Raw genomic sequence first — 24,696 nt, forward strand, 5'->3', positions numbered from 1 at the left:
TCTCATTAATCACAGGCAGGTGATGAGTGGTAGTAGCAAATACGCAGGTTCAGGCGTTGCTTATCCGCCTGAACCTGCCTGCTGAAATGGCTACTTTTGCGCCACTTGCGGTGCCTTGCACAGGGTATGGGTGCCTGGTTGCAAGTACGGTGTGAGGATCGGTGCCATGCCTTTGAGCACTTGCACCGGCAACGCCGAGGTGAACTTGAAGGCTTCGGCGGCGCGTCCCGGTACGAAGGCGGTGAGGGTGCCGAAGTGGTTGTCGCCCAGGAAGAACACGAACGTCGCGGTACGGTTGAGCGCCCGCGAGCCGATCAGCCGGCCACCGGCGCCGAAGCTTTCAATGCGGTTGTCACCGGTACCGGTTTTGCCGCCCATGACCATCGGGGTGCCGTCGTTGAGTTTGAAACTGCCGGACACGCGCCGCGCCGTCCCGGCATCGACTACCTGCGAAAGTGCACCACGCAGCGCCCGCGCAACTTCCACCGACAATACCCGTTGGCCCAGGTCGGGGTCACCCGCCAGGCGCGTTTCATACGGTGTGTCGGCGGCAAAGTGCAGAGTGTCGATACGCAATACGGGCAGGCGAATACCATCGTTCTGAATGATGCCGATCAGCTCGGCCAGGGCTGCCGGGCGATCGCCCGAGCTGCCGATGGCGGTGGCCAGTGAAGGCACCAGGTGATCGAACGGGTAGCCGACGCGCTTCCAGCGCCGGTGAATATCCAGGAAGGCTTCGATTTCCACCAGGGTACGGATGCGACTGTCGCGGGCGCCTTTGTGCCGGCTCTTGAACAGCCAGCTGTAGACTTCCTGGCGTTCGAACTCGCTGGCCTGGGTCGCATCCTGGAAACTGGCCGTGGGATTTTTCAGCAGATAACCCAGTAGCCACAAGTCCAGCGGGTGGACCTTGGCGATATAACCCTGATCGGGCAAGTCGTAGTTGCCCGGACCATAGGCAAAGTACATGTCATCCAGGCGCTTGTCGGTCACCGCGTCCTGTTTGGTCGGGGCACGCTTGGTTTCCTGCAGCTCCTTTTTCATGTGGGCGCGAACGAAAGCATTGAAGGTGGCCTGGTCGGCTTCGGGAAACAGGTAACGGTGCACGGCCGCCAGACGCATCGGGGTGACCCGCAAGCCGTCAAGGAAGGTATCCAGGCGTTGTTGCGATGATTTGCGCTGGTACTTTTTCCAGAACCTGCGCAGGTAGTCGGTCCCTTCCTTGTCGGCAAAGCGTGCCAGGTATTCCTGCCGACGGGGCTCGGCATCGTCTTTGAGCAGGCTGGCGCTGTTACCCGGCGCCTGATAGGTGCTGTAGCGCACCAGGTCGCGCATCAGGCGGATGAAGGGCAGGTTGATCGACTCGCGCAGGGCGTCCTTGAGTGTCGGGATGCGGTTGTTGTCTTCTTTGCGGAAGTTGTTGAACACATGCATGCCGCCGCCAGTGAAGAACGCTTCGCCGGGGCTGGCCGAATATTTGCGATTGAGCGCTGCATCGAGCATCGCGGTGATGTTGCGATCCTTGTTCTGGATCAGGTAGTCGATAGACCAGCGGGTGATGAAGTCGAGCTCGGCAACCGGGACCTTCTTGAGGTCGGCGGCCGGAGTCTCGGCATACTTGTCATGCAGCTCGGCAATGATCTCCAGGTAACTGGTCAGCACCCGCAATTTGGCGGTGGATCCCAGTTCCAGCTTGCTGCCTTCGTTGATGTCGAATGGCTGGTCGGTGCTGTCGGTCTGTACCCGTACCCGTGAACCGTTGGCGGTGCGTTCCAGCAAGGTGAAGCTGTAGCGCACCTGGGTGGTGCTGGTCGGCGTCAGCAGGCGTTCACCGAACAAGCCGAGCTTTTCCGCAATCGCCGGGTCGGCGAGGTCTTTGAGGTACTGGCTGACCTGGCCCTGCAGGTCGGACTGCAAGGTGCTGGTGGCCGACAGGTCCAGGCGGTCGAGGTCGTAAAGTGGTCGTGCCAGTGCCAGGGACAAGCGGCTGCGGGCAACGCTGATGCCCTTGTTGGTGACGATCGGCTGGATCGTCGGCTGGGCCACCCAGTCGCGGAAGGTCGCTTTGCTGGCCAGGGCTGCATCGGCCAGTGGCTGGTCGACGATGTTGCTGGCGGCGAGGACGCGGATGTGGCTGTCGGTCAGGTCGGCCAGTTCGTTGCGTCCTTTGGACAGAAAATGCGAAGGGCGGCGCTGGGCGATCATCAACGACAGCACCTGACGCAACGCTAACCCGCGAGCCGCCATGCTTTGCGGGTCGGTGGCAGTCGACGCCAGGGCCTGGTTGACTTGCGCAAAGTCGGCGCCGTACCAGACCCGCAAGCCTTCGGCCATGCCGTGCACCTCGCCGTGCCCAGGCACTGCCGACAGCGGCACGCTGTTGAGGTAGTCACGCACGATGCGTTGGCGCGCTTCCAACGTCTGCGGTCCACCTTGGTAGGCCCTTACGCTGGCGGAAATCATCTGGCGGATTTTCTCGCCGCCGGAAACCGTCAGGCCATCCGGCGAGTGGCGGTACTTTTCCAGCTGGGTAGCCAAGGTACTGCCGCCAGCGGACTGGCCGGGCAGGGCCAGGTATTTCGCCACCTGGCTGTAGGCCGCCTTGGCAAACCGAGGCCAGTCCACAGCCGGGTTGGCACTCGGGTCGTTGGGGTCGAGCAGGTCGCGGTTCTCGATGAACAGCAGGCTGTTGACGATGACCGGGGGGATCGAATCGAAATCCGGGTAGAGAAACTGCGGGTAGTGGTACTGGTAGAGCACATCGCCCTTGCAGTCGGTGATCGACAGTCCTGCCTGGATCTTCTCTTTGTACGGCACAAAGAAGCCACGCTCGGTGTAGGTCATCAGCGCCGGGGAGAAATGCACCTGTTCGCTGACCACGTAATCGCGTTTGAGCAGGCGTGGCAAAAACTCGCCCAGGGCGCTGTAGCCCAGGCGTTTGTCGAAGGGGCCTTCACCCGGATAAATGATGGCGTCGCTGGGCCCTGGCTGCAGCGAGTAGGTGAGTGTCGAGGCGTATTGGCTCAGCTCACGCGATTGCAGGCGCGAGGTGTGCATTTCGTTGGCGATGGCAATTCCCAGTGCGATCAGGGCGAGCAGCAGCACCAGCCAGACCAGCCGCCACCACAGATGACGCTGGCGGGGGCTTTTCGGCAAGGGTGATTCTTCAAGGGATTCAGGGGGAGCTTCCTTACTCGTTGGTTCCGATTGCCACAATGCGCCCATATTTATCAGCCCGGCTTCGTATTTTCGTCTTGCTTGTCTGAAGCTTAGACGGTGAGCGGATTTGGTGAAAAATTTGTAGGCGTTGTAAGGCACTTCCTAAAAGCCTAGAGGTTTGTCCGCCTTTGGTTGAGGTTGTAATGCCCTGTTTTGGTGCTATGTTAGCCGCCCTGAAAGTAGGAATGGAGAAATCACGGGGAATGCCCCTCCGTGAATAGGGTTTTTGCCGAGACTTCTCGCCAAATATCCTGCTCTTTATAGTGAAATACCCTGCAGAGGGCTTCCTATACTGCTCGCCCCTTTCGCTTTGCCGGCATGTTGCGTGCCGGCAGACGGGACCGCTCACGAGGTGGCTCCCGGCAAGGCAGCGTATCCCGCCTATCGGCGGTACCAGGCCTGCACGAACGGTCTATATCCAATAACAAAATGAGGTTGTATTTCTATGCCAGTCGGCAACCATCCTTCTCCTGGTGAGAACGCCCAGGGCGGTCCACTCAAACGAGAACTCGGCGAGCGACATATTCGCCTGATGGCGCTGGGCGCCTGTATCGGTGTCGGCCTGTTCCTGGGCTCGGCCAAGGCCATTGAAATGGCCGGTCCGGCAATCATGCTGTCTTACATCATCGGTGGCCTGGCAATCCTGGTGATCATGCGCGCACTCGGCGAAATGGCCGTGCACAACCCGGTCGCAGGCTCCTTCAGCCGCTATGCCCAAGACTACCTCGGCCCATTGGCGGGCTTTCTCACCGGCTGGAACTATTGGTTCCTGTGGCTGGTAACCTGCGTCGCGGAAATTACTGCAGTGGCCATCTACATGGGCATCTGGTTCCCCGAGGTACCCCGCTGGATCTGGGCCCTGGCTGCCCTGGGCAGCATGGGTGCGATCAACCTTATCGCGGTCAAGGCCTTTGGTGAGTTCGAGTTCTGGTTTGCCCTGATCAAGGTCGTCACCATCATTGCCATGGTATTGGGCGGCATCGGCATCATTGCCTTTGGCTTCGGTAACGACGGCGTGGCGATGGGCATTTCCAACCTCTGGAGCAACGGTGGTTTCATGCCCAACGGCGTCACCGGTGTGCTGATGTCGTTGCAGATGGTGATGTTCGCCTACCTGGGCGTAGAAATGATCGGCCTCACTGCCGGTGAAGCCCGCAACCCGCAAAAGACCATTCCCCAGGCCATCGGCTCGGTGTTCTGGCGCATCCTGCTGTTCTATGTGGGTGCCCTGTTCGTGATCCTGTCGATCTACCCATGGAATGAAATCGGCAGCCAGGGCAGCCCGTTCGTGATGACCTTCGAGCGCCTGGGTATCAAGACCGCCGCCGGCATCATCAACTTCGTGGTGATCACTGCGGCGCTGTCGTCGTGCAACGGCGGCATCTTCAGCACCGGGCGCATGCTCTACAGCCTGGCGCAGAACGGCCAGGCACCTGCGGTTTTCGCCCGCACCTCGAAAGGTGGTGTGCCGCGTAATGCCCTGTTGTTGTCGATCGCGGCGCTGCTGCTGGGCGTGCTGGCCAACTACCTGGTACCGGGGAAAGTCTTCGTCTGGGTAACGGCCATTGCCACGTTCGGTGCGATCTGGACCTGGGTGATGATCCTGCTGGCCCAGCTCAAGTTCCGCGCTGGTCTCTCCAATGCCGAGCGTGATGCGCTCAAGTACCGCATGTGGTTGTGGCCGCTGAGCTCCTACCTGGCACTGGCGTTCCTGATCCTGGTGGTCGGCTTGATGGCCTACTTCGAGGAAACCCGTGTGGCGCTGTACGTCGGCCCGGCGTTCCTGGTCATGCTGACGGCGCTGTACTTCGTGTTCAAGCTGTCGCCCAAGGCTGACGACGTTCAGCTGGCACGCGCGGCGTCCTGATCTGAACGCACACCGCAAATAAGTGGGCGCCGACAGGTCGGCGCCCACTCTATAGAAAGGCTCAAGCCGGCACTTGCACCGGCCGCCCCAGGCGCTTGTTCAGGTCAAGCCAGAGCGCCAGCAACACCATCAAGCCCACCCCGACCAGCGCGGTCACTACCTGCACCGGCCAGGTATCGCCACCCAGCGCATTGGCCATGTCGGCCAACGGTGCCAGCAGTACACCAAAACAGAACACCTCAAGCGAATAGCGCCCCATGCGGCAGCTTTGCTGCACCAGCCAGCCTTCAACCCAGCGCCCGCTCGGCAACAGCTTGGCGGTGACATAGGCCAGGGCGAGGAAGTGCAGCAAGCGCGCGGGCGACAGGTTGGTCTTGCTGATCGGGTACAGCCATTCGGCGAGCAGCTTGGGCATCCAGGCGTCATGCACGGCAGGCCAGCGCCAGGACAGGGCTATGACGGCGCACACCAGCAGGTAAATCGTGGCCATCACGAACAGCGGTTGACGCCAGGGGGCTCGGGTTTGCGGCGGCTTTTCACGCTGGGCATGTATCGCCACGGCGCCGCCGAGGATAAACAGCAGTTGCCAGGCCAGTGGATTAAAGAACCACACGCCACCTTCCTGGGCCGCGAGGTTCCACTGGAACATCGGCGCCAGCAGGTACAGGGCGACCGATAAACCCACTACATACTCGACCTTGCGTAGCATCGCCGGCAGCACCAGCGGCAGGCCGAGCAGCAGCAGGATGTACAGCGGCAACGGGTCCATCAGGTTGGGCTTGAAGCGCAGCAGCAGTTCGTCCACCAGCGCTTGTTGCGGGTTGCTGAGGAAATAGTAGAGGCCCATTTCCTGGATCATGTCACGGGTTTCGACATGGTTGTTGGCGACGAAGACGATTCCCATCAACAGCACCAACAGGAAGATGTGCACCACATACAGCACCCAGGCACGGCGCAGAATACGCACGCTGGCGATCAGCCAGCCATCGCGCAGGGCAATCTTGCCGTAGGCCAGCGCCGCCGCGTAGCCGGCCAGGAAGACGAATATTTCGGCGGCATCGCTGAAACCAACGTTACGCACCGTAAGGTTGGCCAGCGGGTTGCCGGGAATGTGATCCCAGAAGATGAAGATCAGCGCCAGTCCGCGATAGAAGTCGATGCGATGGTCGCGACCGTTGTTCATGATGAAAGCCTTGGCGAGGGTGTTTCAGTAAAGGATAGGTGCCCTGCAGCAGTGGTTCCGTGCTGCAGGGACAGGCCGATCGGCGGCGGGAGGGTTGCAAGTTTTGTCGACGATTGCAAAGAGAGGGTATTACCGGATGTCTCAGTCTCACTTCGTGATCGACGGGCTACCGGTTTATGCCGCCGCGATAGTGCGTGGTTCGAAGCTCTCAGCCTGGGCCATCTGCCACATCCGTGAGTAGAACTCGCCGCTGATTTCGCCGCTGAGCAATTCGCCCGGCTTGAGGAACACATGCATCTGCGAGAACAGTTTGATCTCGGTGGCCGAGACACGGCGTACCAGGTGTTTGGCCTCCAACTGTGACGGGTGATCCAGGCCGGCGGCGGCGAGCATTTCGGCCAGGGCTTTGAGCGTGCTGTGGTGAAAGTTGAACACTCGCTGGGCTTTGTCCGGCACCACCAGGGCACGCTGGCGCAAGGCATCCTGGGTAGCGACGCCGGTGGGGCATTTGTTGGTGTGGCAACTTTGCGACTGGATACAGCCAATGGCGAACATGAAGCCACGCGCCGAGTTGGCCCAGTCGGCACCGATGGCCAGCACGCTGGCGATGTCGAAGGCACTGACAATCTTGCCGCTGGCGCCGAGTTTGATCTTGTCGCGCAAATTCAGGCCGACCAGGGTGTTGTGCACGAACAACAGGCCCTCACGCAGGGGTACGCCGATATGGTCGGTGAACTCCACCGGTGCGGCGCCGGTGCCGCCTTCTTTGCCGTCAACGACGATGAAGTCCGGGAGGATGCCGGTGTGCAACATGGCTTTGGCAATGCCCATGAATTCCCACGGATGGCCCAGGCAGAACTTGAAGCCGACCGGCTTGCCGCCCGACAGCTCACGCAGCTGGGCAATGAACTGCATCATCTCGATCGGTGTCGAGAAGGCGCTATGGCGCGACGGGGAAATGCAGTCTTCGCCCATCATCACCCCACGGGTGTCGGCAATTTCCCGGGTGACCTTGTGCTTGGGCAGGATGCCGCCATGGCCGGGCTTGGCGCCTTGGCTCATCTTGATTTCGATCATGCGCACTTGCGGGCTGCGCGCTTGCTCGGCAAAGCGCTCGGGATCGAAACGGCCGTCCGAGGTGCGGCAGCCGAAATAGCCGCTGCCCAGTTCCCAGGTCAGGTCACCGCCGTGTTCGCGGTGATAGGGGCTGATACTGCCTTCGCCGGTGTCATGGGCGAAATTACCCAGCTTGGCACCCTGGTTGAGCGCCCGGATGGCATTGGCGCTGAGCGAGCCGAAGCTCATGGCCGAGATGTTGAACACCGACGCCGAATAAGGCTGGGTGCACTGCGGCCCGCCGACGATCACGCGAAAACTCGACGGATCGCTCAAGGGGGCCGGGCGCATGGAATGGCCGATGAACTCGAACCCGGCCTGATAGACATCGATCAAGGTGCCGAAGGGTTTGTCGGAGGCTTCGTTTTTCGCCCGCGCATACACCAGTGAGCGTTGCGCTCGGGAGAAGGGCAGGGCATCACTGTCGGCCTCCAGGAGGTATTGGCGGATTTCCGGGCGAATGCCTTCTACCAGGTAACGGATATTGCCCAGTATCGGGTAGTTGCGCCGCACCGCATGGCGGCTCTGCAGCAGGTCGACGATACCGATCAGGCTGAGCACTGCGGTGCCCAGGGTGAAGGGCCACAGCCATTCATGGTGCAGAAACGGCAGGCTCGCCAGGGTGAACAGGACACAGGCGGCGAAAAAGGCGTAGCGGCTGAGAAGTGACAGGCTCATACGGGTTCCTTGCGATGGCACGGTCAGGCTCAGGGCCTGGACAATCCTCGACCATAGCCCGGTTGGGCGCGATAGCGCCAGCCTGGGTAGATGAAGGTTTGCAGGCGCACCGATTGAGTAAAAATCATTCGCGCACTGCCGGTTACGTCGCAAGACTGCCCTCGCGGATCAAGCGGTCGCGCAACAGGCCCTGCTGGTTCGGTTCGATTTCAACCAGGTAATGAAGGCTTCCGGCAACCAGGGTGGCGACCGGCAGGCCATCACGGTAGAGCACGCGGTTGCCGCTCAGCGCAGGCACCTTGTTGCCCGGCAGCAGCGTGCCGAGCAGATTCAATGGGTCGCTGGCACTGATGGCAATCAGGCTGTCGTCCACGGGACGCCTGCGCACTTCGCGTAGCAGTGCCACGGCTTCGGGCAAGGCGAACTGTTCGCCTGCCAGGCCGCTGATAAAGCGCCCGCCACGAATCTCGCCACGGGCTTCGAGGCGATGGTAGCAACGCAGCAGTTCGCGCCAGCTGGGTAACCAGTCGGCCTCGCGCTCCAGCAGGCGCCAGCAGATCACGCCGTAACGACGCAACAAGGTACGGGCAATGTGTTCCAGGCCAGCTTCGCGATTGTCCGGGGCGGTGGCTTTGCGCAGCAGGGACCAGCGCCCGGCGTCTTCCATACCACCGAACAGCGGGCCGCGGCCACGCCGGTGGCTTCGGCCCTGACGCTTGTTGGCGGGGGTAATGAGCGCGCGCAGGCCGGCAAAGCTGTCGGCGCTGACCAGGCCGGCGGCGACCAGCTCCTGCAAAACAGTTTCCAGTTCACTGGGTAGCAGGTGCGCGTCATGCACCAGTTCGTCGAAAAACAGCGCACCGTGCTCGTTCAACACGGTGTGAACCCGCTGTGCACGTGGGCTCAATTGGTTATTGTCTGCGCCGGGGACGAGTGCACGCCAGAGGTTCAGTTGCGGGCGGGGTAACAACACCAGAGGCGTGCTGCGCAGGGTGTTGCTTGCCGCACCGGGCGCCAGGCGTGCCCAGACATGCTTGCCGGCACGGCAGCTCTCATCCAGCCAGCGCGGGCTGTAGTCTTTGATCCGGCTGGGTAGCAGGTCGCTTTCCCAGGCTCCGGCGGCGGCCGAATAGCCCTCCATTTGCGCGAGCACCTCGGTCAGCGCTGCCGGCCCTTGCAAGCGGGTGATGGCTGACAGGTGCTGCCAGTCGAACAGAAAGCGCATGAAATCCTGCAGGCTGACCGGCTCGATCTCTCGCCGCAGGCGTTTGACCGTGTAACGATGAATGCGCGCGAGCAAGTGGCGTTCACACCATTGCAGCGCCACTTGCTCGGGGCAGAAGTAGCCGCGCATGACATAGCCTTGCGCCTCGAGCACGGCCAGCGCCTGTTCCAGCACGTTGCTGGACAGTTGCAGCGGTGCAGCGATCTGTTCCAGGGTGAGGGGCCCGAAACCGCTCAGGCGTGCACGCAACACTTCCACCAGCGCCGCTTCGGGTTCGATGGGCCGGTCAAACCCGGGCAGTGGCGCGAGGGCTGGGGTCAAGGTCGCATCTGGATAGAGACTGCGCAGCAGCATCAGGCGCTCACGGGGCAGCCACAAACCATGACCTGCGTCCACTTGCAGGTAGCAGGCCCGGCCGGCGCTGGCGAGTGCTTCAAGCCACGCGTGCCATTCGGGGTTGGCCGTTACCTCCTCCAGGCTGATGCACCCAAGGCTCATTAGCGCCTCGTGCATTTCATCGCTGCGGTCAGGTGTTGGCCAGGCTTCGGCTTGCACCGCGCAGATGGCCTCGGGGTCGAGGGCGCCGAGGTCGTCGTTGCTTTGTACATCCGTGAAGCGCCGACGTTGCACTGCCTGAGTCCGTCGCTCTTCAAGCGGCGCATCATCCAGAAAGGTGTAGGGCCGCGCATTGAGAATGGCTGCCGCAAGCGGCGAGGGCGCGGGCAGGTCCCGACACACCAGAGTGATCTGGCCGTGCTCGATGCGTTTGAGCAAGGCCAGCCAGCCTGCGCAGTCCATGGCCTCATGCAGGCAGTCATAGAGCGTTTGCTCGACAAGCGGATGGTCGGGGATCTGCCGTTCGCCGACGATGTTCTCCAGGCAGGCAATCTGGTCGGGGAACACGGCGGCGATCAGGTCTTCGCTTTTCATGCGCTGGATCTGCGGGGCCACCTTGCGGCCACCGACAAAGCGCGGCAAGGCCAGGGCAACGCCGGCGTTCCAGCGCCAGCGTACGCCAAACAGCGGTGCATCGAGCAGCGCCTGAACCAGAATGGATTCGGCGGTGTTGCTCGACAGGTACTGCCACACCTCCTCCAGAGCAAAACTGTGGCTGGTCGACAGCGACAGCACAATGGCGTCTTCGCTGGCCGCCGCCTGCAATTCAAAATTGAACGTGCGGCAGAAGCGCTTGCGCAGGGCCAGGCCCCAGGCACGGTTGATCCGGCTGCCGAAGGGCGAGTGGATGATCAGTTGGGTGCCACCGGATTCGTCGAAGAAGCGTTCCATGATCAGGGTGTCTTGCGACGGCAGCGCGCCCAGCACCCGGCGCGTCAGGGCCAGGTAGTCGAGCAGTTGTTCGGCGCTGTCCGGCGCCAGGCCAACCTCGCTCTGCAGGTAGTCGAGCGCCGTTTGCTGCGGGTCGGAGGGCGTGGCCAGGCGCCGGTCGATCTCGCCTTGCAGGCGTGCAACGGCGAATGACAGCTCATCGCTGCGCCCCGGTGCCTCACCCAGCCAGAACGGGATGCTCGGCGGCAGGCCCTTGGCATCCTCGACCCGCACCTTGCCGCTTTCCACCCGCAGGATGCGGTATGAGATATTGCCCAGCTGAAAGATGTCGCCGGCGATGCTTTCCACTGCAAAGTCTTCATTGACGCTGCCGATGTTCAGCCCTTGAGGCTCCAGCAGTACCGCGTAGTCAGCGTTGTCGGGGATAGTGCCGCCGCTGGTCAGGGCAGTCAGGCGGCTGCCGCGTCGTCCGCGCAGGCTGGCCGTCACGGCATCGCGGTGCAGGTAGGCGCTGCGTACGCCCTGGCGGCCATTGAAGCCCTCGGCGAGCATCGTCAGCAGGGCTTGATAGTGGCCCTGGTCGAGCCTGGCGTAGGGCTTGGCCTGGCGTAGGCAGTCGAACAGCGCTTGCTCCTGCCAGGGCTGGCAGCTGACCTCGGCAACGATCTGCTGGGCCAGCACATCCAGTGGCGCCTCGGGAATGTGCAGCCTGTCCAGTTCGCCACGGCGCACGCAGTCGAGCAGGGCCGCGCATTCGATCAGGTCATCGCGGGAGAGTGGAAACAGCCGCCCTTTGGGGGTGCCCTCAACCTGGTGGCCGGAGCGCCCGACCCGTTGCACAAAGGCCGAGATGGAGCCTGGCGAGCCGATCTGGCACACCAGTTCGACCTCACCGATATCGATCCCCAGTTCCAGTGACGCGGTGGCCACCAGCACCTGCAGCTCGCCACGCTTGAGGCGCTGCTCGGCCGCCAGACGGTGTTCTTTGGCGAGGCTGCCGTGATGCGCGGCGACCGCCTCCGGGCCAAGGCGCTCGCTCAGGTGGCGGGTCAAGCGTTCGGCCAGGCGCCGGGTGTTGACGAACACCAAGGTCGTGCGGTGTTCGCGCGCCAGGGCTGCCAGGCGGTCGTACAGCAAACCCCAGACATCGGTGGCCATCACCGCATCCAGCGGCACGGGCGGGACTTCCAGGGCCAGGTCACGGGCGCGGGCGTGGCCGATATCGACAATTGCGCAAGTGCGACCCTGGCCGGTCAGGAACTCGGCAACGCGTTCAATCGGACGCTGGGTGGCCGACAGCCCGATGCGCCGCAGGGGCTGCGCGCACATTGCTTGCAGGCGCTCCAGGCTCAAGGCCAGGTGACTGCCGCGCTTGTTGCCCGCCAGGGCATGAATCTCGTCGACGATTACCGTGTGCACGCTGGCGAGGCCTTGGCGCCCGGATTCGGAGCCCAGCAGCACATACAGTGACTCGGGGGTGGTGACCAGAATATGCGGCGCCTGGCGGCGCATCGCGTTGCGATCCTTTTGCGGGGTATCGCCGCTGCGCACGGCGGTGCGAATCGCCAGCGGCTCCGCGCCTTGTTCGATCAGCGCCTGGTTAATGCCGGACAGTGGAGTTTGCAGGTTGATCTGGATGTCGTTGGACAGCGCCTTGAGCGGCGAGACATAGATCACCTGGGTCTGTTCGGGCAACGCGCCGTTGGCCAGGCCTTGCTCGAACAGCTCGTTGAGAATCGCCAGGAACGCGGTGAGCGTCTTGCCTGAGCCGGTGGGGGCCGCCACCAGCAATGACTGGCCGCGACGAATCAGCGGCCAGGCTCGGGCCTGGGCGGCGGTCACGGTCGGGAAGCGACGCTGGAACCAGGCACGTACGGCCGGGTGGAAAGCCGCCAGTTCCGGGTGGTTCATCGCGGGCAGGTTCATGGACTGTTTATGCGGCCAAGCTTAGTACGTTGCAAGGGGCGTTCGTCAGCGCGTGGTGATGCAGCGACGGCGCTGCGATTGTGCTGTCACCGGCAACATGTGATCCTAGCGCGCTTTCCTGGCGACGAGTTTCCCATGAGCAAAACCATCCGCATCGCCGCAGCCCTGCTGCTCGACCCGCAGGGCCGTACCCTGTTGGTACGCAAGCGTGGGACCCAGGCTTTCATGCAGCCCGGCGGCAAGATCGAGGCCGATGAACAGCCGGTGTCGGCCCTGGCTCGAGAGCTGTTCGAAGAGCTGGGGTTGCAGATCGATCCGCAGGACGCGGACTACCTTGGCCAGTTCAGTGCGCCAGCAGCCAACGAACCGGGGTTTGAAGTTCAGGCCGAGCTGTTTCAGGTCCACACGGCGATGCCCGTCGAGCCCGGTGCAGAAATCGAAGAGGTGGTCTGGGTCTCGGCACGCAAGCCGCTGTCGCTCGAGCTGGCGCCGCTGACCCGCGACCTGATCCTTCCGCTGTACCGCACGCTGGCGCGGTAAGCTGGCTGACCTTCCATTGGCAAAGGACTGCTTATGATCCCCCTGCATGAATGGCTGCTGTTTTCCGGCGCGGCGTTGTTGATGGTACTGACGCCCGGCCCCAACATGATCTACCTGATTTCGCGCTCGATCTGTCAGGGTCGGATGGCTGGCGTTACCTCGCTGGTGGGCGTGGTTGCCGGTTTTCTGGTGCACATGACGGCCGCAGCCGTGGGCCTGACGGCCTTGTTCATGGCGGTTCCGCTGGGGTATGACCTGCTCCGCTGGGCGGGCGCCGCCTACTTGCTGTGGATGGCCTGGCAAGCGCTCAAGCCGGGGGCACGCTCCCCCTTCGAGGCCCGTGAACTGGCCCCCGACGCACCGGCAAAACTGGTGATGATGGGCTTTCTCACCAGCGTGCTGAATCCCAAGGTGGCGATCTTTTACCTGTCGATCCTGCCGCAATTCATTACCCCCGAGCACGGCTCGGTCCTGGCCCAGAGCCTGATTCTCGGGCTGACCCAGATCAGCGTGAGTTTTTCGGTGAATCTGTTGATCGCCGTGTTCGCCGCCAGCCTTTCGGCCTGGTTCGTGCGTTATCCGCTGTGGCTGAGGCTGCAGCGTTATGTCATGGGCTTTGTCCTTGCCGGCCTGGCGCTGCGACTGGTGCAGGAGCAGCGCAAGCTGGCGTGACCGTCAACGCACGGCGCTGACCCCGTCGAGGGTGGAGAACGAGGTGTCTTTGGCGGTCAGCAAAAAGTCGCGCATGTAGGGTGCATCGAGCATGTCGGTGCGTACGGCTGCATACAGGGTGGCAAACAGACCTTTCTCGCCCAGGCGTTTGCCCTTCACGTAGCCACGTGAGCTGTATTCGTGCAAAGCCCAGTGCGGCATGCCGCAGACGCCTCGCCCGCTGGCGACCAGCTGCATCATCATTACCGTCAGTTCTGCGGTGCGCACCTGTGCAGGCTCAACGTCGGCGGGCTCGAGGAAGCGGGTGAAAATATCCAGGCGGTCGCGTTCCACCGGGTAGGTGATCAGCGTTTCACTGATCAGGTCATCCGGCACGATGTACGGCTTGCTGGCCAGGGGGTGCTGGTTGGCGACGGCGAGCATGGCTTCATAGGTGAACAACGGCACATACGTCAGGCCGGCCAGCTCGAGCGGGTCGGAGGTCACCACCAGGTCGAGGTCGCCGCGAGCCAGCGCGGGCAGCGGCGCAAAGGCAAAGCCTGAGGCCAGGTCCAGTTCGACTTCTGGCCAGGCGTCGCGAAACTGGTCGATGGTGGGCATCAGCCACTGAAAGCAGCTGTGACACTCGATGGCCATATGCAGGCGCCCGGCGGTGCCGCCTGCCAGGCGGGCGATGTCGCGTTCGGCACCGCGCAATAACGGCAGGGTGGCATCCGCTAGCTGCAGCAGGCGCAGGCCGGCGCTGGTGAAGCGGATCGGCTTGGTCTTGCGCATGAACAGCTGCATCCCCAGGCGCTCTTCCAACTCTTTGAACTGGTGAGACAGGGCCGACTGGGTCAGGTGCAGGCGTTCGGCCGCCTCGACCAGGCTGTCGGCCTCGCGCAAGGCATGCAGGGTTTTCAGGTGGCGGATCTCAAGCACGACGGGCTCCATGAGCAAAACTGGATAAAAAGCTTTATATGTTGAGTTTCTCTCATGTTAGCGCGGGCTGTCGACTGACATTTAGCAGTTGAGCGACGTCTGGTATCGGCGACAGGTTGGCAGTCGGACTGACCGCTGGGCGCCATTCATCAAATTGTCACGCAACTGTGGCAGCGCGCTTGAACGCGTTTCATCAGACTCGCGCTCTACTGGGGATTTGCATTCTGGTGTTTCTGTCATGCGGGCTTTTCTGTTTTTTCTGGCACTGATCGGTGCTACTTCTTCGTTTGCAGCCTCGCGCTGTGACGTCAATGTGCCCAATGAACGGGTTGAGTTGGCACAACTGAGCGTGGTGTACCAAAGCATCGGCCGCGACTCGGACCCGGCGCTGCTATTGATCATGGGCCTGGGCGGCCAGCTGATCCACTGGCCCGATGAGGTCGTGGTTGCCCTGTGTCAGCAAGGTTTTCGGGTGATCCGCTACGACAATCGCGATGTCGGACTGAGCTCCTGGAGCCAGGCCCCGGCCAGTGCCAGCCTCACCTATCAGTTGTTGCGTTACAAACTGGGGCTCTCGGTGACTGCACCCTACACCCTCACCGACATGGCCGAGGACAGCCTGGGGCTGATGGATGCCCTGCGTATTGAACGCTTTCATGTGCTGGGGGTGAGCATGGGCGGCATGATCGCCCAGCACCTGGCGGCGCTGGCTCCCGAGCGGGTCGAGAGCCTCACCTTGATCATGTCCAGCTCTGGCGCCCAGGGCCTGCCAACGCCAAGCCCGGCGCTGGTGCAGTTGCTGGCACGCCGCGAAGCGCCGAACCGCGAAGTGTCCATCGAGCAGCAGGCCGACCTGCTGGCGGCATTGGGCAGCCCACAGGTCGAGGATGATCGTCAGGAGCTGTTGCGCCAGGCGGCGCAGTCCTATGACCGTGCCTTCAATCCTGAGGGGGTCGAACGCCAGATCATGGCCATACTTGCCGAACCCAGCCGCGTGGCCTTGCTGGATCGCCTGCGGGTGCCCACCCTGGTGGTGCATGGCACGGCCGATCCGTTGCTGCCGGTGATGCATGGCGTGCACCTGGCTGCGCATATTCAGGGCAGCCAGTTACGCTTGATCCCAGGGTTGGCCCATCGCTTTCAGGAGCAATTCAAGGCGCCGCTACTGGCGGCCGTACTGCCATATCTGAAGGCCCATCGTCAGGACCTCAGCCATTGGGCGCAGCTCTAGTGCAGGCGCAGCCAGAGGCTCACCAGTACACCGGCGGCTACCAGCCAGGCCAGCGTCGCCAGGGCGAGCGACGCTTCCAGGCGCAGGCGATCGACCAGCAGGTACAAGGCTATCAGGTAGACCACGTAGGGGATGATTGACCACATGCCGAACAGGATGGTGGTCTTCAGGTCTTCCAGTGAGCGCTCTTTGCCGACAATGTAGTGGGCAATCAGGGCGAACGTCGGAAACAGCGGGACCAGCCCGGCGATGTAGTAGTTGCGGGTTTTCGCCAGGGCGGCAAGGATCACCACCACGGCGGCGCCCAGGCAGGCTTTGAGTATCAGGTCCACGTGCGTTCTCGATTGATGAGTCGGTCAACCCAAGCCGTATTTTTTCACTTTGTCGAACAGGGTCGTCTTGGCCATGCCCAGTTCCTGACTGGCCTGGCTGAGGTTGCCCCCCGTACGCTGCAGGGCATCGCTGAGCAGGTTGCGTTCGAAGGCTTCGACCGCTTCGGAAAACCCCAACCCCTGAGCGGCGCTGGTACCGGACTTTTTGAACGCCGGCAGCCCCAGCGCATAGCGTTCGGCAACGTTGCGCAGTTCGCGCACGTTGCCTGGCCAGTCGTGGGCCATCAAGCGTGACAGGGTCTGGCTGTCCAGTTGCGGTGTTTCGCGATCGAAGCGAAGCGCGGCCAGCTGCAGGAAGTGCTCGAAAAGCTGGAGGATGTCTTCGCGACGCTCACGCAGCGGCGGTAGCTCCAGGGTAACGACGTTGAGGCGGTAATAAAGGTCGCTGCGAAACTGTCCGCTCTGGCCAAGGGCGTCGAGGTCGGACTTGGTGGCGGCGATTACCCGGCAGTCGACGGCGATGCTCTGGTTCGAACCCAGTCGCTCCAGGGTACGCTCCTGCAACACCCGCAGCAGTTTGATCTGCAGGTTGATCGGCATGCTCTCGACCTCGTCGAGGAACAGCGTGCCGCCGTTGGCGTGCTCGATCTTGCCAATACGGCGTTTGCCGGCACCGGTAAAGGCATTCGCCTCATGGCCGAAGATTTCACTTTCAAACAGGTTTTCCGGCAGGCCGCCACAGTTCAGGGCAACAAAGGGCTGGCTCTGGCGGCGGCTGAAGTCATGCAGGCAACGAGCGACCAGTTCTTTACCGGTACCGGTCTCACCTTCAATAAGGACGTTGGCCGACGTGTCGGCAACGTTGGCGATCAGTTCACGCAGGTTCTGCATTGCGGGCGAGCGGCCGATAATCCGGCCTTCAAGGGTGCTTTGCTCGGCCAGTTGCCGGCGCAAGGCGAAGACTTCCCGCGACAGTCCGCGTTGTTCCAGGGCACGGCGCACCACTTCGACCAGGCGCTCCGGAGCGAAGGGTTTTTCCATGAAGTCGTAGGCACCGTTGCGCATGGCACCTACCGCCATGTCGATGTCGCCGTGACCGGTAATCAGTACCACTGGCAGGCTGCCGTCACGGGCCTTGAGGCGGCTCAGCAGCTCCAGGCCATCGATGCCCGGCAGGCGGATGTCGCTGACCACGATACCGGCAAAGTCGTCACCGATGCGTTGCAAGGCTTCTTCGGCGCTGCCGACGCCCTCACTGGCGATGTCTTCCAGCGCCAGGGCCTGCTGGCAGCCAAGCAGGACATGCGGGTCGTCTTCAACGATCAGGACGGTAAGGGGCGCTTGGTTCATAGGGGCTCGGCAACTTCTGTTGGGGCATTGGCCAGGGGCAGGGTAATGACGAAGGCGGTACCGCCATCGATGGGGTGCTCGACACTCAGGCTGCCCTTGGCGGCAGCAGCCAGGCTGGCAGACAAGGTCAGGCCCAGGCCCAGGCCATGCTCACCGGGTTTGGTGGTGAAAAAGGGTTCGAACAGGTGCTTGCGCGTTTCATCGTCAATCCCGTGACCATTATCGCGTACTCGCAGGCGATATTTGTCACCTTGCAGCTCGCCTTCCAGCCAGAGCTCGGGCAAGGGTTGCGCGGCCATGGCGTCGAGGGCGTTGCCGATCAGGTTGACCAGAATCTGTTCCAGGCGTGTCTGGTCGATTGCCAACTGTTGATCGTCGAACTGCTGGTTGAGTTTCAGATGGCACCCGGCAATCCGCGTACCCAGCACCTGAAGGCTGGCCTCCACGGCCTTGGCCAGCGATGCCTGGCCACTGTCCTCACCGCGCCTGGCAAAGGAACGCAGGCTGGCGGTGATCCGCCCCATACGGTCGATCAGGTCGTTCATGGTGCGCAGGTTGGTGCTGGCGGTTTCCAGTGCGCCGCGCTCGAGAAAACGCACGGTGTTGCCCGACAGGGTGCGCAGCGCCGCCAGCGGCTGGTTCAATTCATGGGCAATGCTGGTGGACATCTGGCCAATCGCGGCGAGCTTGCCGGCCTGGACCAGTTCGTCCTGGGCATGGCGCAAGGTTTGCTCGGCGTGGCGGCGCTCACGAATCTGCGCCTTGAGGCGGTCGTTGCTGGCGCGCAGGTCGGCGGTACGCTCGGCAATTTTGCGTTCCAGCTGGCTGTTGGCTTCTTCCAGCGCTTCGCGGGCGGCCAGCCGTGTGGCGATGACCTTGCGCCGTTCGTTCCAGGCGATCAGCACGATGGTCAGCAGGGCAAAGGCGACGGCGACCAGTACACCCTGGATGATCGACTCGCGGCGCAGGTCCTGCAGCGGGGTGAGCAGGGTGAAATGCCACGGGGTGTCGGCCAGGCGGCGAGTCTGTGCGAGGTAGGCGACTTCACTGCGACCGTCGCCCAACTCGGCATTGGCCGGGAAGCTGAGCTTTTCGATGCCGTCAGCCAGCGTCTCGCGCGACAAGGGTTGCAGCTCGTTGAGCGGCCACCAGTAATATTGCAGGCTGCGCGCCAGGCGCTCCTTTATTTCAGGGGTCAGTGCGCGCACGGACTTGAGCCGGCGCGCCGGGTCGCTGGAGAGGATGATGATGCCATTCTCGTCGCTGACAAAGGCTTCCAGGCGTGCGCGCTGCCAACGCTCTTCCATGTTCTCCAGGCGCACCTTGATCACCGCTACACCGATGATCTTGCCGTGTTCTTCCAGGCCGTGGGCCAGGTAGTAGCCTGGCTCGCCGGTGGTGCTGCCGATGCCATAGAAACGGCCCGGCTGACCGCGTACGGCGTGCTGGAAGTAGGCGCGGAACGACAGGTCTTCACCGAGGAAACTGTCGACATCGCGCCAGTTGCTGGTGGCCTGGACCCGGCCGGTGGTGTCGAGGACGAAGATCGCGCGGCTACGGCTGCGGCGATTCAAGCCCTCGAGGTATTCGTTGACCGTCTGGCGATGCTCGCCGTCGGGGTCGGTCAGCAAGCTGGAAACGCTGTTTTCCAGTTCCAGCAGGCTGGGCAGGTAGGTGTACTTGCTGATTTCACTCTCGACGCCGCGCGCGTGCAGCTCAAGCTGGCGCTCGCCGGACTCGCTCAAGGTGCGGATGCCGTTGTGTTCGCTGATCATGAAGCCGGCCACACCCAGCCCGACCATCAGCAGAATGATCAGAGGCGGTATCAACAGTTGGCGGATCAAACGGGGTTTCACGGCAAGGGCAGGCTTGGCTGGGCGAAAGAGCGTGGGATCGCATTTCATCACAGTGACCTTGGTACGGCCAGCCTCCTCTGTCTGGCCAGGCGCAGACAGAGGAGGCTGATCGTCACCTCAGTGTTGCAGGATTTTGCTGAGGAAGTGCTGGGTGCGCTCATGACGCGCGCTCGGGTCGCCGAAGAAGGCTTCCTTCTGGCAATCCTCGATGATTTTGCCCTGGTCCATGAAGATGACCCGGTTGGCGACCTTGCGGGCAAAGCCCATTTCATGGGTCACACACATCATGGTCATGCCTTCGTGTGCCAGCTCGACCATGACGTCGAGTACTTCGTTGACCATTTCCGGGTCCAGTGCCGAGGTCGGTTCGTCGAACAGCATGACGATCGGGTCCATCGACAGGGCGCGGGCGATGGCCACACGCTGTTGCTGACCACCGGAGAGTTGCCCCGGGTGCTTCTTGGCGTGGGCGCTGAGGCCTACGCGTTCGAGCAGGGCCAGGCCCTTCTTGGTCGCTTCCGCTTCACTGCGGCCCAGTACCTTGCGCTGAGCAATGGTCAGGTTCTCGGTAATGGTCAGGTGCGGGAACAGTTCGAAGTGCTGGAACACCATGCCGACCCGCGACCGCAGTTTGGGCAGGTTGGTTTTCGGGTCGGCGATCGAGGTGCCGTCGACAACGATGTCGCCTTTCTGGAAAGGCTCCAGGGCGTTTACGCACTTGATCAGGGTCGACTTGCCCGAACCGGACGGGCCGCAAACGACCACCACTTCGCCTTTCTTGACCTCGGTGTTGCAGTCGGTCAGAACCTGGAAGTCGCCGTACCACTTGTTGACGTTCTTGATGGAAATCATACGGTTATCCTTTTCTGCAGACGCTTGACCAGCCAGGAAGCGGAGAAGCTGATGACGAAGTACACAGCACCGGCGAATACCAGGAACTCGTTGGAGCGTCCGATGATGTCGCCACTGGCACGTGCCGAGTTGAGGAAGTCGACCAGGCCGACGGTGTAGACCAGCGAGGTGTCCTGGAACAGGATGATGCTCTGCTGCAGCAGCAGCGGGGTCATCTTGCGAAACGCCTGGGGCAGGATGATCAGGCGCATGGTCTGGCCGTAGGTCATGCCCAGTGCCTGGGCGGCACCCATCTGGCCCTTGGATATCGACTGCACGCCAGCCCGGACGATTTCACAGAAGTACGCCGCCTCGAACATCATGAACGCCACGACGCAGGAGGTGAAGGCACCGATCGGCGTGTCTTCGCCGGTGATCCAGCGCAGCACGAACGGCACCGCCAGGTAGAACCAGGTGATCACCAGCAGCAGCGGGATGGAACGGAAGTAGTTGACGTAGGCGCCGGCGAGATTGGCCAGCAGCTTGCTCGACGACAGCCGCATCAAGGCCAGGATGGTGCCCAGCACGATACCGCCGACAACCCCCATGACCATCAGTTGCAGGGTCATCACCATGCCGTTCCACAGGCCCGGCAGGGCAGGAATGATTCCACTGAAGTCCATTATTTACCCCCCACGGAAATCAGGCCGGGTACCGCGACTTTCTTCTCGACCATGCGCATGAGCAGCATCAGGCCCATGTTCAGGGTGAAGTAGATCAGGGTTGCCAGGGTGAAGGCTTCGAACAGGTTGGCCGAAAACTCGGCGGTCTGTTTGGTTTGTGCCAGCAACTCCATCAGGCCGATCAGCGAGGCTACCGAGGAGTTCTTGAAGACGTTGAGGAACTCCGAAGTCAGCGGCGGAATGATGATCCGGTAGGCTTGCGGCAGCAGCACATTCCAGTAGATCTGCGGCAGGCTGAAACCCATGGCACGGGCAGCGGCTTCCTGGCCGCGCGGCAGCGCCTGGATACCGGTGCGCACCTGTTCGCAGACACGTGCGGCAGTGAACAGGCCCAGGCAGATGACCACGCTGATCAGTGCCGAGGTGGTCGGGTTGAGGTCTTGCTTGAACCATTCCTGCAGGCCTTCAGGCAACAGGTCGGGCACCAGGAAGTACCAGATGAACAGCTGCACCAGCAGCGGCACGTTACGAAACAGTTCCACGTAGCACGTGGCGATACCCGATACCACGCGGTTCGGGACGGTACGCATGACACCGAGCACGGAGCCCAGCAGCAGCGCGATGATCCAGGCGGCGACGGCAATGGCGATGGTCCAGCCCAGGCCGGTGATATACCAGTCCAGATAGGTTTCGCTGCCAACGCCAGTGGACTTGAAGAACACGCCCCAGTCCCAGTTGTAATTCATCGGGATTTCCCCTCAGATCAGTTGTTTCACGGGCACCTTCGAGCATCCGGGGGTGCAAGGCACCCTCGGATGAAAGGTTAGACACAAACTAGCTGGGGATCAGGACTTCTTGTCGTCTGCAGCTTTGTCGGTAGGCGTGGCGATCAGCGCCTTGAGCTCGTCGCTCATCGGGAAGTTCAGGTTCAGGCCTTTAGGCGGGACTGGCTGGTTGAACCACTTGTCGTAGATCTTGTTGATCTCGCCCGACTTGTAGAGGCCGACGATGGCATCGTCGACGGCTTTCTTGAATGCCGGGTCGTCCTTGCGGACCATGCAGCCGTAGATTTCATACGACTGCGGCGTGCCTACGATGGCCCAGCCTTTCGGGTTCTTGGCCTTGGCCATTTCGCCGGCGAGCAGGGCGTCATCCATCATGAAAGCTACGGCGCGGCCCGACTCGAGCATCTGGAAGGATTCGCCGTGGTCCTTGGCAGAGATGACGTTCATCTTCATCTGCTTGTCGGCGTTCATGGCCTTGAGGATGCGTTCGGAGGTGGTACCCGCAGTGGTGACCACGTTCTTGCCAGCCAGGTCAGGGAAGTCCTTGTACTTGGCGTTTTCCGGCTTGCCGTCTTCTGCTTTGGTCAGCAGACGGGTACCCACTTCGAAGATACCGACCGAGAAGGCCACTTGCTGTTGGCGCTCGACGTTGTTGGTGGTCGAGCCGCACTCGACATCAACGGTGCCGTTCTGTACCAGCGGAATTCGGGTCTGGGAGGTGACGAGGTTGTATTTGACTTGCAGGTCTGGCTTGTTCAGGTCCTTTTTCAGGGCCTCGACGATTGCCAGCTGGATGTCATGGGAGTAACCGACGGGTTTACCCGAAGCGTCGGCGATGTAGGAGAACGGGATAGAAGCGTCGCGGTGCCCCAGGGTAATGGTGCCCGAGTCGTTGATTTTCTTCAGGGTGCCGGTCAGTTCTGCAGCGCTGACGGGCATGCTGATCAAAGCAGCCGTGACGGCTGCGCCCAACAGGTGGGGGACGATACGCATCAAAATTTCCTCGACGTTGTTTTTCTTATGGAGCCGTTGGCCGGCTCTTTCGTTCAGCGAACACTGCAATGAAGCGTTGCGCATTCGGGTACTGAGTGTAGAGCATGAGTCGTGCCAAGCCCTGACTTTGATCACAAGGCCTTGAGAAATCGGGGTATTAATCTTTTTTGAAGGTTCGGTGGCGGGATGATTCGTCCGGCCGGCCGAATGCCGCTCGTCTGCCTGTTCGGGATTCCGAATGCAAAGAGACGAGCGGCCATTGATTGTCGGAGCCGGCTTAGCCGGCGATAGGGATGACCCGGCGTCAGGCTGCCTGAACGCGTGCCCGGTTCACTTCCAGTCGCTGCAGGTAGTCCTGCAGTGCCTGTTGTTCGGCGGAAGTGGTGAACAACCCCAGCTTGCTGCGACGCCAGAGAATGTCGTCGCTGCTGACGGCCCACTCTTCGCCACACAGGTAATCCACCTCGCGGGTGAACAGACCGCCTCCAATCGCATCGCCCAGGTCTGCAGGGCCTTGCACACCTTCGAGCAGACGCCAGACGCGGCTGCCATAGGTCAGCGCCCAACGCTTGGCGATCTCGGCCGGAAGCCAGTTGCAACGGGCCAGAATTGCCTCGGCCAGCGCTTGCGGGGTGGTCATGTCTTCGCCGCCCGGTAGGGGTGCAGCCGCAGTCCAGCTGCCACGCATCTGGGTGAAAAACGGTGCCAGCTCGGCCATCGCCGACTCGGCAAGCTTGCGGTAGGTTGTCAGCTTGCCACCAAATACAGACAGCAATGGCGCTTCGCCGGCGCTCGCCGACAGGGCCAGGGTGTAGTCGCGGGTCACCGCCGATGGATTGTCGGATTCGTCGTTGCACAGTGGGCGCACCCCGGCGTATGTGTGCAGGATGTCGGCGCGGCTCAGTTGGTGGTTGAAGTGTTCGTTGACCACCTTGAGCAAGTAGTCGGTCTCGCCTTCGGTGATCGCGACCTTGGCCGGGTCACCGGTGTACTCGCGGTCGGTGGTGCCGATGAGGGTGAAGCGCTCCAGGTACGGGATGGCGAACACGATGCGCTGATCTTCGTTCTGCAGAATGTAGGCGTGTTCGCCGTCATACAGCTTGGGGACGATCAGGTGGCTGCCTTGGATCAGGCGAATGCCATACGGCGCCTCAAGGTTGAGGTCGTCCTGGATGAACTTGGCAACCCACGGGCCGGCAGCGTTGACCAGGGCGCGAGCCTGGATGGTTTGCAGGCTGCCGTCGGCATTTTGCAGTTGTACCTTCCACACACCGTCAACCCGCGCGGCACTGATGCAGCGAGTGCGGGTTCGGATTGTTGCCCCGTTTTCCCGGGCGGCCATCGCGTTGAGAACCACCAGGCGGGCATCGTCTACCGCACAGTCGGCATATTCGAAACCGCGGGTGATCGCAGGTTTGAGGGGATTGCCAGGGCCGAAGCGCAGGCTGCGCGAGGCGCCGAGCTTTTTGCGCTTGCCCAGGTTGTCGTAAAGGAACAGACCTGCGCGAATCATCCAGGCCGGGCGCAGGTGCGGACGGTGCGGCAGTACGAATCGCATCGGCTTGACGATATGCGGGGCTTTGGCCAGCAGCACTTCACGCTCGGCCAAGGCTTCGCGGACCAGACGGAATTCATAGTGCTCGAGGTAGCGCAGGCCACCGTGGATCAGCTTGCTGCTGGCCGACGAGGTATGGCTGGCAAGGTCGTCTTTTTCACAGAGGAACACCGACAGGCCGCGTCCGGCTGCATCAGCGGCAATCCCTACACCGTTGATGCCACCGCCAATTACGGCGAGGTCATAGATGTCGGCGGGGGCGGGCGACGGTTGGCTGGACTGCTGCACGGGCGGCTTCCTCAAGATCTTTGTAATATCGAAATTGAACATCAATGTTCATTTACGAAAATATTAGCGCAAGAAGATGCTGTCCACCAGTCACACCTGATAGAAAGTGCTGATCGAACGAGAAGAAAGTGAAAAATAACGAACATTTACGCTGCCAC

17 protein-coding genes are annotated in these 24,696 nt (G+C 62.0%); 4 read left to right on the forward strand and 13 right to left on the reverse strand.

Features of this window, described 5'->3' with window-relative positions:
- Nucleotides 1-90: 90 nt before the first annotated feature.
- Nucleotides 91-3,225: a biosynthetic peptidoglycan transglycosylase gene (locus DM813_RS14435; RefSeq protein ID WP_128324070.1), complete on the reverse strand. Its 3,135-nt coding sequence runs from the start codon at nt 3,223-3,225 to the stop codon at nt 91-93.
- 439 nt (nt 3,226-3,664) lie between these two features.
- On the opposite strand from DM813_RS14435, the gene DM813_RS14440 reads away from it, so the two are divergent.
- Nucleotides 3,665-5,086 (forward strand): amino acid permease, encoded by a 1,422-nt coding sequence (locus tag DM813_RS14440; protein WP_128324071.1) that lies wholly within the window; start codon nt 3,665-3,667, stop codon nt 5,084-5,086.
- A 61-nt stretch (nt 5,087-5,147) separates the two neighbouring features.
- Here the strand turns inward: DM813_RS14440 and DM813_RS14445 are convergent, their stop codons facing one another.
- The 3 genes from DM813_RS14445 to DM813_RS14455 all read right to left on the reverse strand — a co-directional run bounded on the left by DM813_RS14445 (nt 5,148) and on the right by DM813_RS14455 (nt 12,501).
- The gene (locus DM813_RS14445) at nt 5,148-6,269 is read right to left on the reverse strand and encodes an OpgC domain-containing protein (protein ID WP_128324072.1); all 1,122 of its coding nucleotides are present in this window, start codon (nt 6,267-6,269) and stop codon (nt 5,148-5,150) included.
- Between the two features lie 174 nt (nt 6,270-6,443).
- Nucleotides 6,444-8,063 (reverse strand): FMN-binding glutamate synthase family protein, encoded by a 1,620-nt coding sequence (locus DM813_RS14450; protein ID WP_128324073.1) that lies wholly within the window; start codon nt 8,061-8,063, stop codon nt 6,444-6,446.
- A gap of 142 nt (nt 8,064-8,205) precedes the next feature.
- On the reverse strand, nt 8,206-12,501 hold the full coding sequence (locus tag DM813_RS14455) for a DEAD/DEAH box helicase (protein ID WP_128324074.1): 4,296 nt from the start codon (nt 12,499-12,501) through the stop codon (nt 8,206-8,208).
- A gap of 135 nt (nt 12,502-12,636) precedes the next feature.
- On the opposite strand from DM813_RS14455, the gene DM813_RS14460 reads away from it, so the two are divergent.
- The gene (locus DM813_RS14460; protein ID WP_128324075.1) at nt 12,637-13,041 is read left to right on the forward strand and encodes an NUDIX hydrolase; all 405 of its coding nucleotides are present in this window, start codon (nt 12,637-12,639) and stop codon (nt 13,039-13,041) included.
- A 33-nt stretch (nt 13,042-13,074) separates the two neighbouring features.
- Nucleotides 13,075-13,713: a LysE family translocator gene (locus DM813_RS14465; RefSeq protein ID WP_128324076.1), complete on the forward strand. Its 639-nt coding sequence runs from the start codon at nt 13,075-13,077 to the stop codon at nt 13,711-13,713.
- A 3-nt stretch (nt 13,714-13,716) separates the two neighbouring features.
- Here the strand turns inward: DM813_RS14465 and metR are convergent, their stop codons facing one another.
- The gene (metR, locus tag DM813_RS14470; RefSeq protein ID WP_128324077.1) at nt 13,717-14,634 is read right to left on the reverse strand and encodes a transcriptional regulator MetR; all 918 of its coding nucleotides are present in this window, start codon (nt 14,632-14,634) and stop codon (nt 13,717-13,719) included.
- Between the two features lie 238 nt (nt 14,635-14,872).
- On the opposite strand from metR, the gene DM813_RS14475 reads away from it, so the two are divergent.
- Entirely contained in the window at nt 14,873-15,865 is a 993-nt protein-coding gene (locus DM813_RS14475) for an alpha/beta fold hydrolase (RefSeq protein WP_128324078.1), read from the forward strand.
- On the opposite strand, the gene DM813_RS14480 is transcribed toward DM813_RS14475, so the two are convergent.
- The 8 genes from DM813_RS14480 to glpD all read right to left on the reverse strand — a co-directional run bounded on the left by DM813_RS14480 (nt 15,862) and on the right by glpD (nt 24,538).
- Nucleotides 15,862-16,188: a GlpM family protein gene (locus DM813_RS14480; RefSeq protein ID WP_164897255.1), complete on the reverse strand. Its 327-nt coding sequence runs from the start codon at nt 16,186-16,188 to the stop codon at nt 15,862-15,864. The genes DM813_RS14475 and DM813_RS14480 overlap by 4 nt on opposite strands.
- Before the next feature lie 33 nt (nt 16,189-16,221).
- Entirely contained in the window at nt 16,222-17,547 is a 1,326-nt protein-coding gene (locus DM813_RS14485; RefSeq protein ID WP_128324080.1) for a sigma-54-dependent transcriptional regulator, read from the reverse strand.
- Nucleotides 17,544-19,451, reverse strand: coding sequence for a sensor histidine kinase (locus DM813_RS14490; RefSeq protein WP_128324081.1), 1,908 nt, complete (start codon nt 19,449-19,451; stop codon nt 17,544-17,546). The genes DM813_RS14485 and DM813_RS14490 overlap by 4 nt, the downstream gene beginning before the upstream one ends.
- 69 nt (nt 19,452-19,520) lie before the next feature.
- Nucleotides 19,521-20,255 (reverse strand): amino acid ABC transporter ATP-binding protein, encoded by a 735-nt coding sequence (locus DM813_RS14495; RefSeq protein WP_128324082.1) that lies wholly within the window; start codon nt 20,253-20,255, stop codon nt 19,521-19,523.
- The gene (locus tag DM813_RS14500; protein WP_164897256.1) at nt 20,252-20,920 is read right to left on the reverse strand and encodes an amino acid ABC transporter permease; all 669 of its coding nucleotides are present in this window, start codon (nt 20,918-20,920) and stop codon (nt 20,252-20,254) included. Before DM813_RS14500 ends, DM813_RS14495 begins: the two co-directional genes overlap by 4 nt.
- Nucleotides 20,917-21,663 (reverse strand): amino acid ABC transporter permease, encoded by a 747-nt coding sequence (locus DM813_RS14505; RefSeq protein WP_038607737.1) that lies wholly within the window; start codon nt 21,661-21,663, stop codon nt 20,917-20,919. The genes DM813_RS14500 and DM813_RS14505 overlap by 4 nt, the downstream gene beginning before the upstream one ends.
- Nucleotides 21,664-21,762: 99 nt before the next feature.
- The gene (locus DM813_RS14510; protein WP_128324084.1) at nt 21,763-22,695 is read right to left on the reverse strand and encodes a glutamate/aspartate ABC transporter substrate-binding protein; all 933 of its coding nucleotides are present in this window, start codon (nt 22,693-22,695) and stop codon (nt 21,763-21,765) included.
- A gap of 304 nt (nt 22,696-22,999) precedes the next feature.
- Entirely contained in the window at nt 23,000-24,538 is a 1,539-nt protein-coding gene (gene glpD / locus DM813_RS14515) for a glycerol-3-phosphate dehydrogenase (RefSeq protein WP_128324085.1), read from the reverse strand.
- Between the last annotated feature and the right edge of the window lie 158 nt (nt 24,539-24,696).

The organism is Pseudomonas alkylphenolica, assembly GCF_004025535.1.
Lineage (GTDB): Bacteria > Pseudomonadota > Gammaproteobacteria > Pseudomonadales > Pseudomonadaceae > Aquipseudomonas > Aquipseudomonas alkylphenolica_A.